This is a genomic window from Lacibacter cauensis (genome assembly GCF_007830055.1).
In the GTDB taxonomy this organism is placed as follows: Bacteria; Bacteroidota; Bacteroidia; order Chitinophagales; family Chitinophagaceae; genus Lacibacter; species Lacibacter cauensis.
In genome coordinates this window covers 777,990-791,820 of sequence record NZ_VLLE01000002.1, presented here as the reverse complement: position 1 = coordinate 791,820, position 13,831 = coordinate 777,990, and the positions used below count along the sequence as shown (strand labels likewise).

The following is a 13,831-nucleotide window of genomic DNA, read 5'->3' as shown; positions in this document are numbered from 1 at the left end:
CCGGGCTTATTACAATTCTACATTTAAAGTAAAATTTTACACCACTCTAACTACCAGCTTCAAATGAAAACCGTCGTTGTTTTGCTGTTCGTTCTACAGGCTCTCTGCATAAGCTTTTCAGCAAATGCCACGAATTATTACATCAACAGCATTACAGGCAACGACGCAAACAAAGGAACCTGCAAAACAGATTGCTGGAAAACAATATCACCGCTAAAAACGATTCAACTGAAAGCCGGCGATTCCATTCTGTTGGCAACAGGCCAGGTTTTTACCGGCATGTTATCATTGATTGATGTGAAAGCCGATGTCAAGCACCCGGTGGTGGTCAGCAGTTATCCGTTTAAAGGAAACAAGGCAAAACCTGTGATTGATGCTGGCGAAGAATTGAATGCCTTACTCATTCAAAACTCTTCGTTCATTCATGTTACAGGAATTGAATTCACCGGCAAAAAACCTTACACTGCAAACAATAGCAACAATAAAGCGCAAATGCGTTGCGGAATTTTAGTTGAAATAACGAAAGACGATTTGTTTCAGCAGATACAACTTACAGATGTGCTGGTACACGATGTGTATTACAATGAGCCCGGTTTTACACGTTCAGCTGCAGAGGTAAAATCGGCCAACGGTACACAGAGTTATGGATGGGGTATTCGTGTAATCAATAATACGAAAGCCGGAAAGTTAACGGGTATAAAAATTCTCAAGTCAAACGTATTCAACGTAAGTCATACAGGTATAAAAGCAACGGCTAACGTCAACGGTATTCAGCAACTGGAAATTGCAGCTTGCAGTGTATCGCAAACGGGAGGGCCGGGCATGCAGTTTTCCGGAGTGACAGATGGCCACATTCATCACAACACAATCGATCATTCCGGATCAACAGCCGATAGCAGAAACTGGGGAAGAGGCAGTGGATTGTGGACGTGGAGCTGCAGCAATATACTTATTGAGCACAATCGTTTTGAACATGCAAATGGCCCTGGTGATTCGGCAGGTGTACATATTGATTATAACTGCAGCGATGTAGTAATACAGTACAATCTCAGCGCCAATAATGCAGGCGGATTCTGCGAGATCTTAGGCAACAATTATAACTGTGCTTACCGCTACAACATCAGCATCAATGATGGTCATCGGGTAAAAGGAGAAAATGGTGCGTTCCAGGAAGGGAAAATTTTCTGGCTTAGTGGTTACCAGGGCAATGAAAAGAAAAATGCCGGTCCATACAACAGTTATTTCTACAACAACACCATTTACGTTGCTAAAAATATAATTCCGAAAGTAGCTGTAAGCAGCAGTGCTGATGGCGTACTGATTGCCAATAACATTTTTTATTTTGAAGGAGCGGCCCAAATGGTTGCAGGCGATCAGAAGAAAAAAGAAGTGGATGTTGATGGTGTGCCGAATGTAGTGTTCATGAATAATCTTTTTCTGCGTGCAGATAACTGGCCAACAGATATTCCATTGCAGGATGCAGCACCGCTCTTTGGTGATCCACAATTTATCAAAAAAGGAACTGTACAGCTGCAGGATTACCGGCCATCAAATAGCAATTTGATTAAGAACAAAGGCATTGCTGTTCTCCCGATTCCAAACGACAGTATCGGTTTGCGAATTGGTTTGAAGGTAGAGCATGATATACTGGGCAATCGTATTGTTGGCAAACCCGATATCGGAGCAATTGAAGTAACTGAAAACGGAAAAACCAATCATAAATAACAGCCTGTGAAGAATAGAAAAATTCAGCAACGTATAGTCGGCTTAACTGCAATATTGCTTATTGCAACGGCTTGGGCCTTTACAAAAAAATCAAAATCAGAAACGGTAACGGATCAAACGAAGCCGAACATTATCATCATTCTTACAGACGATCAAGGTTATGGCGACGTTGGCTTTACGGGTTGTAAAGATATTCCCACACCGAATATCGATCGCATTGCAAAGAATGGTGTTGTATTTACAAATGGCTACGTTAGCTATGCGGTGTGCGCACCCAGCCGTGCCGGTTTAATGACGGGTCGTTACCAGGATCGTTTTGGTTACAGCCGCAATCCCTTGTATCGCCCGTTTGATGCAACAATTGGTTTGCCATTAACAGAGCAAACATTACCGGAACTGCTAAAGCAAAATGGTTACAATACGATGGGCATTGGCAAATGGCATTTAGGTGTGCATCAACAGTTCCGTCCATGGAACCGTGGCTTCAACGAATTTTTTGGTTTCCTCGGCGGTGGGCATCGCTATCTTCCGGAAGAATATACCATTGCACAGCAGGATAGTGCAAAGAATGAGGCAGAGAGCTATCGTACCAAACTCATCCGCAATAACACGGTTGTTGAAGAGCGTGAATATTTAACGGATGCATTATCAAGAGAGGCTGTTTCTTTTATTGAGCGTAACAAGCAACAACCATTTTTCCTTTACCTCGCCTATAACGCACCGCATGCACCCTTGCAGGCTACACCGAAATATTTAAGCCGTTTCGAACACATCAAAAATCCGAAACGTAAAACCTATGCAGCCATGGTTAGTGCCGTTGACGATGGCGTTGGTGCGGTGTTAGACAAACTGCAACAACTGCAGCTTACAGAAAATACGATTGTCATTTTTCTTTCGGATAATGGCGGTCCGGAAAATGATAATGGCAGCGATAACGGTCCGCTGCGTGGTGGCAAAGGATCTCTTTTTGAAGGCGGAATAAAAGTGCCGTTTGCCATGCAATGGCCCAAACAGATCAAGGCAAACACGCAATACGATCAACCCGTTATATCGTTGGATATTTTTGTAACAATTGCTTCGAACATCGGAAAGAGTAGTTCTCCAAAGAATCAATTAGATGGTGTCAATCTCCTGCCTTATCTACAATCAAAACAACAAGGATCGCCGCATGCGTATTTGTTCTGGCGACAATTTGATCAAAAGAATTATGCTGTACTTCACCAGTCTGGATTTAAAGAAGTCATTCTGAAAGACTCGGTTTTCAATCTCTACAATCTGAAAGCAGAAATTGATGAGAAAACAAATGTGGATGATAAAAACTTGCTCAACAGTTTTGAGCAGCAGCGACGAAAATGGGAAGCTCTGACAATTGCACCAATTTTCTACGGACTGAACCAGGAAGAAATCTACGAACGGGAGAAAAAAGCAGCGCCACAAAAATAAACTGCTGTACAACAGCACAAGATCACATATAAAATCAGCATGAGATATATTCAAACGATAAAACAAAACAAACGAAGCTGCTATGTAGCGGGCTGTTTGTTTTCTTTGCTGCTAGTTGCATTGTTGATTGGCAACAGTGGATTTAAAAAAGACAAGCAAGTTTCAAAACCAAACATCATTGTGATACTGATTGATGATGCAGGTTATGCTGATTTTGGGTTTATGGGATCGAAAGATCTGCAAACGCCGAATATTGATCAGCTCGCCGCAACTGCAGTACGTTTTACCGATGCACATGTTACCGCTTCTGTGTGCAGTCCGTCGAGAGCGGGTTTGTTAACCGGCAAATACCAACAGCGCTTTGGTTACGAATGCAACGAAGGAGACGGGTATACAGGGATGGATACCAAACAAACCATCATCCCCAAACTGTTGCAGCAACAAGGATATGCTACGGCTGCATTTGGCAAATGGCATTTGGGTTTTAAACCCGAGCAACATCCGTTACAAAAAGGCTTTCAATATTACTATGGTTTCTTAAGTGGTGGTCGAAGTTATTTTTACCGACCGGATAAAGATGATCGTCAAGGAGCAAAAAATGCATTGATCGAAAATCAACAGCAGATAAAGTTCGAAGGTTACCTTACCGATGTGCTGGCTGATAAAGCAGCTGCTTACATCCGAGCAAACAGTAAGCACCCGTTTTTCATGTACTGGGCACCCAATGCTGTTCATACACCAATGGAAGCGAGTAAAGAAGACATGGACAGATTTGCCAACCATCCCCGCCAAAAACTTGCAGCCATGACGTTTGCACTCGACCGTGCAGTTGGTAAAATAACAGATGAACTGAAAAAGCAAGGTTTGTATGAGAATACACTTATTTTCTTTTTAAGCGATAATGGCGGCGCACACAATAACCAATCGATCAATTTTCCATTAAAAGGATTTAAAGGAAATAAATACGAAGCCGGACACCGGGTTCCGTTTTTAGTTAGCTGGCCTAAACGATTTGCGGGCGGAACAGACTTTACAGGACTTACTTCTTCGCTGGATATTTTTCCAACAGCACTTGATGCAGCAGGTGTACAGCCAACAGCATCACTCGGGTTAGACGGTGTAAGTCTGTTGCCATTCTTAACTGCAGATAAAAAAATGCAACCGCACGAACAATTGGTTTGGCGTAAAGATGCTGCAGCCGCAATCCGCATCAATCAATACAAACTGATTCGGGTAAAAGGGCTGGGCGAGCGGTTGTATGATCTGAACCAGGATCCCGGCGAAACAAACGATCTGCGGCAACAACAACCCCAAATCTTTTCATCGATGAAGCAACAACTGCTTACTTGGGAAAAAGATAAAATGAAACCCATATGGACTGAAGGCGCAATGTGGGATACCATTACATTGATGATTCACGACGATTTAATGAATAACCGAAAGGTACGAGTGCGCAATCCTGAAGAATTGGCAACCTTCCGTTTAAAGAAATAGATGTTCGTAACCTGATAAATAACACAACAGCATGTTTACAAAGCAAAAAACGGGAAATATTGAAAAAAACAATCAACGGTTAAATATTAAACTGGCAGTCATCTATTTTTTACTGGTCATTTTATTTATTTCGTTATTACTGTTTTTATAGTTTAGCGCAAGGCTGTAAAAAAACTTCAACTAACGTGGAATTCATCTAAATTGTAAGTTCGGTTAACGATTAATTTAGAAACGCTTTGTCGTCCTGTATAAAAAAATATGCTTGCCTGCTGTTGTTAATTGCTGTAGCCCTTACCGGTTATACGCAACGGGCCAGTTCGTTTATCAGTATAACGGGCGAGTTGGTGAACAACGAAGTTACTTCCATCATACAGGATAAAAACGGGTTTATCTGGTTTGGTACAAGAGGTGGTTTACAACGCTTCGATGGCTATGAAATGAAATTGCTCAAAAACGATTTCGGCAAAGGAAGCAACTTGTTAAGTCAATCCATTGAAGTCTTGCAGAATGGGAAACAGCATAACATCTGGATTGGTACAAAATCGGGCGGACTGAGTGGATATGATCTGGAGACCGGAAAAATTTCCAACTATCCAAACAATAATCCAAACAGCACCGGATTTAACGCCGATTATATTCTTTCCATTTTAGATACCGACAGCGAAAAATTATTGATTGGTACATGGAAAGGGTTTCAATACCTCAATAAAAAAACAGGCGAGTTTACAATTCTCAACAGTGTTTGGAAAACATTCGATATACAACCTGATGGCAAAGGCGGTTACTGGGTGGCAACAAACAACGGATTACAACATTTTACTTCAAGTCTTGTTAATGATGTGTCGTATAATTTCGGCATCAACGCTGTCAACATTACGTCCATTGTCAACGATAAAGCAAGCAATTGTTTATGGCTGGGCACCTGGAACGAAGGATTGATACGGTTCGATCTCTCTACCAAAGCATTTAAAAACTACAGGCATCAAAAAAATAACGAAACCACACTCAGTTCCAACAACACCTATCGTATTTTACTCGATTCGAAAGGTACGTTGTGGGTGGGTACATGGGGAGGCGGTTTAAATCGTTTCAACAGTAAAACAGAAAGCTTTGAAAAAATACATTTAGAAATTCCCGGTATTTACACCAACGATAACCAGATCATTCTAACAATTCAGGAAGACCCTTCCGGTTTATTATGGATAGGCACGGATGGTTCCGGCGTTTTTAAATTCGATCTGAAGCAGAAAAAGTTTTTCAATATTGGATACGACAACAAAAAGAATACGCTCTCTGGCAGTACACATGTGCTTTCGGTGTATGTAGATCCGTTTAATAAATTATGGCTAAGTACAAAAGGCGGCGGTATACAGTATTCAGCCAATTGGAGCAATTTTACCGAGATAAAAATTGATGACGTTCAAATTCCGAATGCGCCCAACTTGCCCTATGAAAGCCGCTCGTTTTTGCAGGAAGGCGATTATTTATGGGTAAGTACAAACAAAGGCTTGATACGTATCTTAAATAAAGGACAACAAACAAAAGCCCATGAACTATTCATTCCTGTACCAAAAGGTACTATATCCATCAGTGCGAAAAAGACAACACAAATAGTAAAAGATTCTTCAGGCATCATCTGGATCGGCACACAGGAAGGCGGTCTCAGTTGTATTACGGGTTATGATAAGCAAAACAAACCATTGTTTAAAAATTATCAGCCTGCTTATGGCGTTAAAGGTGCGTTACAAAACGAACGAGTAAGTTGTTTGCTGGTTGATTCGAAAAAGCGGCTGTGGATTGGTACTTATAAAGGATTACACCTGTATCAACCGGCAACCGACAAGTTCCAGGTATTTACGCAGAGTAATGAAAAGAAGAACAGCATCAGCAACAATACTATTCTATGTTTAGCAGAAGATAACTATGGAAACATTTGGGCTGGCACACAATACGGCGTAAACAAGATTACCGGATATAACGGCAAAGACTTGACAGTTACAAGTTACACAACAAAGGATGGACTGCCCAGCGATTATATTCATGCGGTGATTCCTGATAAAAAAGGGCATATCTGGATGAGTACCAATAAAGGCATTATCCGTTTTAATCAATCGAACAATTCATTTGCTGTTTTCGATAAACGGGATGGCGTACAATCAATTGTTTTTTCTGAAAACGCTTTTTGTAAAGATGCAGCAGGTCGTTTTTTCTTTGGTGGAGTAGAAGGCTTAACTTATTTTTTTCCGGATAGTATTCAAATCAGTCAATTTAAACCGCCGATCTACTTTACCAATTTAACCGTCAACAATATCCCATACGAATTTGGTACAGGTAAAGCAGACAGTGTGCTTTTAAACAAACCATTTTATAAGACGGAGAGTATTACGCTGAACCATAAAGAGAATATCTTTTCGGTTGAGTTTGCTGCACTCGATTACCATGCACCCGATAAAAATGAATACATGTACAAGCTCGAGGGCTTTAATGAAGATTGGGTGTATGCCGGTAACAAACGCCTGGTTTCGTTCACCAATTTGCAGCCCGGTACTTACAAGCTACAGGTAAAAGCAAGCAATAGCGATAAAAGATGGAATCCTGCATCGCATGAATTAACCATAAAAATTCTGCCACCACCATGGAAAACCTGGTGGGCATACAGTATTTACATTGCAATTTTCCTATTTCTGTTATGGTTAACACGTTATCTTGGTTTACGGCAGGAGGCATTAAAAAATCAATTAACGCTGAGCAAACTTGAACGCCAACAAGAAAATAAATTAGCCGATTTTAAGGAACGATTATTCACGAATATTTCGCATGAATTCCGTACACCATTAACACTTATACTGGGGCCGTTGGATGATTTACTGCAACGGAAGAAATTGGATGCTGCAGTTGAAAAAAGTCTTCGCCTGATACAGAAACAATCGAAGCGCATGTTGCGGATGGTGAACCAGCTGCTCGATTATCAAAAAGCAGAAGCCGGAAGTTTAAAATTATCGTTACAACCGGGTGAAATGATTTCGTTTTGCCACGGCATCTGCATCCTATTTAACGATGAAGCAGACAGAAGAAATATTACGTACACGTTTACTTCACAGGAAAAATATCTCTCGTTTAACTTTGATCACAACAAGCTGGAGATTATCGTTTTTAATATTCTGTCGAATGCGTTTAAATTCACGCCCAATGGTGGAAGTATTACGGTAAGCGTTAAGAAAAAAGAAAATCGCTCCTGCGAAATAAGTGTACAGGATTCCGGAAGAGGGATTCCCCCTAATGAAATTGACCGGATCTTTGATCGGTTTTACAGGGGTAGAGCAGAAGATGCCACAACCATTTCCGGTACAGGCATCGGGCTTTCGTTTGTAAAAGAATTAACGGAACTGCATGGCGGAACTATTACAGCAAAAAGTGATGGCGTTAACGGCAGTTTGTTTACTGTTACATTACCGGCGCTAACCGTTGCAGAATCACTACTGAATATTCCAACCGAACCTTTGAACCACAACGCTGAAAACATTGAACAACATTTAAACTCAGATATTATGCAGGACGAACAAGAGCAGATCAGCCAGGAACAACCGATTATCCTGGTGGTGGAAGATGAAGCAGATATGCTGCAGTACATCTACGAAATTTTATCGCCTTCGTTTAAAGTAGTTACAGCAACCAATGGCAGAGAAGGTATTGAAAAAGCAGTTGAAACAATTCCTGATCTCATCGTCAGCGATGTAATGATGCCTGAAGTAGATGGTCTTGAATTGTGCCGGAAGCTCAAATCAGATAAAGACACATCGCATATTCCGATCATTCTCTTAACTGCACTATCTGATATGGAGCATCATGTACAGGGTATTCGTGAAGGGGCCGATGTGTATTTACCCAAGCCATTTAACTCGCAGTTGCTGCTGGTACATATTCAAAACCTCATCAACTCCCGTAATACGCTGAAAGAATTATATGCTAAACGGATACTGCTGGGCACAGGTAATTTTGAGATCAAAACATTTGAAGAAGAGTTTTTGGCCAAGTTGATGAAGCTGGTGGAAGAAAATATTTCAAACAGTAATTTTAATAACGATGACCTGGCCAACCTCATGTTTATGAGCCGATCAACTTTTTACCGTAAACTCAAAGCCGTAACAGGTATGTCGGGCAATGAATTTATCCGCACCGCCAGGTTAAATTATGCAGCCAAGTTACTGGAGAGCGGAAAGTACTCGGTAACAGAAGCGGCGTATGAAGCAGGGTTCAACGATATCAAATATTTCAGAAAACGCTTTCAGGAACAATTTTCCGTATCACCTTCAGAGTACAAAAAATAACAATCACACATTACTGCAAGGGCAGTGCATTAACAGGCTCTGCTACGTTTGCACCCCTATTTTGAAAAGAACAGGTACTGCAGCTATAATAATTTAGCTGTTATTTCATGCCTTTATGTAGTAGTTACAGCAAAGGTTTTGAAAACACATTGTAATGAAAGCTTGTCTAAATAATTATTGTCTTGCACGTATCTGTTGTTTGCTTGTTCTATTGCTTCAAATTTCAGTTTGCAGCGCACAGAGCCAACATGCCCCATGGGAAAATCCAAAGATTGTAGATGAAAATAAGGAAGCACCCCATACTTCGTTTGTGTTGTTCAATAAAAAAGAAGATGCACTGTCGGATGATATGCAGCGTTCATCTTTTTATCAGTCGTTGAACGGCGATTGGAAATTTTTCTACGCTCCGGATATTTCAAAAGGGCCACGTAATTTTTTTGAAACAACATACGACGACTCCAGATGGAATACCTTACCTGTCCCATCAAACTGGGAGCTAAAAGGCTTTGGTACTCCTATCTATACCAACATCATTTATCCTTTTCCCAAAAATCCGCCGTTCGTTGGTAACGATAATCCGGTTGGCACTTACCGAAAAGAATTTACAGTACCGGAAAACTGGAATGGTAAAGATGTGTTGTTGCATTTTGGTTCTATCACCGGCTGTGCGTTTGTGTATGTAAACGGACAAAAAGCAGGCGTCACGAAAGCATCAAAAACTGCGGCAGAGTTTAACATTACAACGTATTTGCAAAAAGGAAAGAACCTGCTGGCCGTACAGGTATTTCGCTGGCATGATGGGAGCTACCTCGAAGACCAGGACTTTTGGCGTTTAAGCGGCATTGAACGGGATGTGTTTATTTATGCGTTGCCTGCATTAAGCATTTGGGACATGGAAGTAAATGCCGACCTGGATGCGTCGTATAAAAATGGATTGTTGAATGCAGATGTATTTCTGCGGAAATTTAAAAACAATCCCATCAAGGATGCAGTTGTTGCTGTTGAGTTGCAGGATCAATCGGGGAAAATTCTTTTCAGCCAAAAGAAGAAAGTAAAAGATGCAGCAGATACGTTGCAACAGGTTTCTTTTAAAACTACTGTTACACAACCAAAACAATGGAGTGCAGAAACAGCGAACCTGTATAACTGCATCATCAGTTTGCAGGATGCTTCGGGCAAAATCATTCATACAACGGCAGTAAAAATTGGTTTCAGAAAAGTTGAAATAAAAAATGCACAACTGCTGGTAAATGGTAAAAAGATCATGGTACATGGTGTTAACCGGCACGAGCATGATGAATACCTTGGTCATGTACCTACAAAAGAGTTAATGATCAGAGATATTCAGTTGATGAAACAACACAACATCAATGCAGTGCGTACGGCGCATTATCCCAACGATCCGTTATGGTTAAAACTTTGCGACGAATACGGGTTGTATGTGGTGGATGAAGCAAATGTGGAAATACACGGTATGGGTGTGCTGCCCGGCAAAATTGATACCACGAATCATCCCGCATACCAACCGGAATGGGCTCCTGCAATAAAGGATCGTGTTGTTCGCATGGTAGAGCGTGATAAAAATCATGCATCTGTAATTATCTGGAGCATGGGCAACGAGTGTGGGAATGGAAAAGTTTTTCGTGATACCTATCAATGGATCAAACAGCGGGATAAAAGCAGACCCGTATTGTTTGAACAGGCAATGGAGGAGTGGAATACGGATATTGTCAGTCCGATGTATCCCAGCATTAAATACATGAAGGATTATGCAAAAGATGTAACAAAGAAGCGCCCCTTTATCATGTGTGAATATGCACATGCCATGGGCAACAGCAGCGGTAACTTCCAGGAGTATTTTGATATCATCAACTCAAGTCCGCATATGCAGGGTGGTTTTATTTGGGACTGGGTTGACCAAGGCTTTAAAACCAAAGATGAAAACGGCAAAGCCTATTGGGCTTATGGCGGCGATTTTGGCGCAGGTAATCTACAAAACGATGAAAACTTTTGTGCCAACGGTTTAGTAGCAGCCGATCGTTCACCACATCCCGGCATTTATGAAGTAAAGAAAGTGTACCAGGATATTGTTTTTAAAGACAGGAATTGGAAAAGCGGGATCATACAAGTACAAAATAATTTCAATTTTATATCACTTGCCGGCTACCAATTTAAATGGGAATTGTTGAAGAATGGTGTAGCAGTCAAGTCCGATACGTTTTCAATTGCTGTGCAACCTTCATCAGCAGCAGAAGTAAAACTGAACTTACCTGTATTGGATGAAAGCAGTGAAATGATGCTAAATGTATATGCTGTAACACGAACAGCAACAGCATTGGTACCAGCCGGACATGAAGTGGCACGTGAGCAGTTTGGCGGTAATAGTTTGCAATTCTTTACACAAAGCAATTTAAGACAAGGCAAACTCGAATTAGTACAGGCAGATAACATCATCCATTTTAAATCAGGTGCAATCAGCGGCAGCTTTAACAGCAAAACAGGAAAATTTATTGCATACCAAATGGATGCTGTTTCGTTGCTGAATACATTCCCTGAACCTTATTTCTGGCGAGCACCAACAGATAATGATTTTGGCAACCAAATGCCACAACGTTTAGGTTTTTGGCGCAATGCACATAACCTGTTGCAGCTTGACACAGTGAAAGTCTACGAACAAACAAAAAACGGATTCGTGATTGACTGTTACTATCGAATGACAGCTGTAGACGTACCTTATGTAATTACGTATGAACTGCTGAACAATGGCGCAGTAAAAGTAACAGCGACTATTGATCTGCAAAACAAGAAGCTTCCCGAAATGCCCCGCTTTGGCATGCGTTTAACCGTTCCGAAAACTTATACGCAAATCGATTTTTACGGCAGAGGCCCTTGGGAAAATTACAGCGACAGAAACACCGCTGCTTTTGTTGGTATCTATCAACAAAAAACAGCAGATCAGTTTGTAAAAAATTACATCAGGCCACAGGAGAATGGCTATAAAACCGATATTCGTTGGGTGCAGTTGTACGATACAGGAAACAACGGTATTAAGATAACGGGAGTACAGCCGATCTGCTTTAGTGCATTGCCGTACATGACTGAAGATCTTGATCCCGGTGTTACCAAAAAACAACAGCATCCTTCCGATTTGAACGAACGGAAATTCACATTTGTACATGTTGATTTAAACCAACGAGGAGTGGGAGGCGATAACAGTTGGGGGGCTTATCCACACCCACCTTATTTATTAACCAAGAATAAGTATACTTACAGTTACATCATAGAGCCTGTTACAAAATAAATGATATGAAGAAACTCATCAACCGATTATTGCTTGCAACGTTTGTACTTTCAGTATGTACTGCAGTACAAGGTCAACCAACCAAAAGTAAAAAGCCAAACATTATTTTAATTTATACCGATGATCTCGGTTATGGCGATGTTGGTTGCTATGGTACATCGGCTATTCCTACACCAAACATTGATCGTTTGGCAAAGAATGGTGTGCGTTTTACCAATGCGCATGCAACATCTGCCACATGTACACCCTCACGCTTTTCGTTGCTTACAGGAAAATATGCATGGCGTAAAGAAGGAACAGGTATTGCTCCCGGCGATGCATCGCTGATCATTCCTGTTGCAACTACAACATTACCCGGCATGTTGCAAAAAGCCGGTTACAATACAGCGGTGATTGGTAAATGGCATTTAGGATTAGGCGATGCAAACGGTGCAGACTGGAACGGAGTGATTAAGCCGGGCCCGCTTGAAATTGGTTTTAACTACTCCTTCTTAATTCCTGCAACAGGCGATCGTGTGCCATGTGTGTTTGTCGAAAACCACAATGTTGTTAATCTCGATAAAAACGATCCGATAAAAGTTAGTTATACCGGCCCTGTTGATGCAAATGCACCCACCGGCAAGAAAAATCCGGAGTTGTTGAAAATGCATCCATCGCACGGACATGATATGACGATTGTGAACGGCATCAGCCGCATTGGTTACATGAGTGGTGGTACTGCTGCACTTTGGAAAGATGAAGACTTTGCGAACATACTTGTTCAGAAAGCAACCGCATACATTACGCAGCAAAAAGCAAATCCCTTCTTCTTGTATTTTTCTACACACGATATTCATGTGCCACGTGTTGCCAATGAACGTTTCGCAGGCAAGAGCGGCTTTGGTCCGAGAGGCGATGTGCTGCTGCAATTGGATTGGACAGTTGGACAAATTGAAGAAGTGTTGAAGAAAAACGGATTGCTGGAGAACACACTCATCATTTTCACCAGCGATAACGGCCAGGTAATTGATGATGGATACAAAGATGATGCAGTTGAAAAGTTAGGTAACCATAAACCAAACGGTATTTATCGTGGTGGTAAATACAGTGCATTTGAAGCAGGTACAAGAGTTCCGTTTATTGTAACCTGGAAAGGGAAGATACAACCTGGCAAAGTAAATACTGCTTTGTTCAGCCAGGTAGATTTGTACGCCAGCTTAGCTGCGTTAACAGGTGGTAAAGTGGAAGCAGGCCAGGCGCCCGACAGCAAAAACTATTTGCCGGTTTTACTCAATCAAACCAATAAACCACGTGAATATTTAGTGGAGCAATCCATTAACTCTACACTATCGTTGGTAATTGGTAATTGGAAATACATTGAACCATCAAAAGGGCCAAAGATCAACAAGGATACCAATACGGAATTGGGTAATGATCCGAAGCCGCAATTGTATAACCTGGCTGATGATCCCGGCGAAACAAAAAACCTTGCAGAAGTTTATCCTGAGCGGGTTGCAGAAATGAAACTCAAACTCGATAACATCAAGCAGAAATAAATTGA

At 41.3% G+C, this 13,831-nt stretch carries 6 protein-coding genes; all 6 read left to right on the top strand.

Translation table 11 applies throughout. The features are described from left to right. The first annotated feature begins 81 nt into the window (after positions 1-81). A complete protein-coding gene (locus IQ13_RS03375; protein ID WP_199758158.1) occupies positions 82-1,725 on the top strand; it encodes a right-handed parallel beta-helix repeat-containing protein in 1,644 nt (547 codons plus the stop codon). A gap of 6 nt (positions 1,726-1,731) precedes the next feature. Continuing rightward, positions 1,732-3,168 (top strand): sulfatase-like hydrolase/transferase, encoded by a 1,437-nt coding sequence (locus IQ13_RS03370; protein ID WP_199758157.1) that lies wholly within the window; start codon positions 1,732-1,734, stop codon positions 3,166-3,168. Positions 3,169-3,207: 39 nt separating this feature from the next. Continuing rightward, a complete protein-coding gene (locus IQ13_RS03365) occupies positions 3,208-4,662 on the top strand; it encodes a sulfatase-like hydrolase/transferase (RefSeq protein ID WP_144884489.1) in 1,455 nt (484 codons plus the stop codon). Positions 4,663-4,934: 272 nt separating this feature from the next. After that, positions 4,935-8,990: a hybrid sensor histidine kinase/response regulator transcription factor gene (locus IQ13_RS03360; protein WP_158637292.1), complete on the top strand. Its 4,056-nt coding sequence runs from the start codon at positions 4,935-4,937 to the stop codon at positions 8,988-8,990. A 154-nt stretch (positions 8,991-9,144) separates the two neighbouring features. Continuing rightward, positions 9,145-12,291 carry a beta-galactosidase, LacZ type gene (lacZ, locus tag IQ13_RS03355; protein WP_144884485.1) on the top strand — a complete coding sequence of 1,049 codons (3,147 nt, stop codon included), beginning with the start codon at positions 9,145-9,147 and terminating at the stop codon, positions 12,289-12,291. Positions 12,292-12,296: 5 nt separating this feature from the next. Further along, positions 12,297-13,826, top strand: coding sequence for a sulfatase family protein (locus IQ13_RS03350; protein ID WP_144884483.1), 1,530 nt, complete (start codon positions 12,297-12,299; stop codon positions 13,824-13,826). Positions 13,827-13,831: the final 5 nt, after the last annotated feature.

Excerpts from the sequence above, each read along its gene's own strand:
- IQ13_RS03365 (WP_144884489.1), top strand. The coding sequence starts at position 3,208 with ATGAGATATATTCAAACGATAAAACAAAACAAACGAAGCTGCTATGTA.
- lacZ (WP_144884485.1), top strand. The coding sequence starts at position 9,145 with ATGAAAGCTTGTCTAAATAATTATTGTCTTGCACGTATCTGTTGTTTG.
- IQ13_RS03350 (WP_144884483.1), top strand. The coding sequence starts at position 12,297 with ATGAAGAAACTCATCAACCGATTATTGCTTGCAACGTTTGTACTTTCA.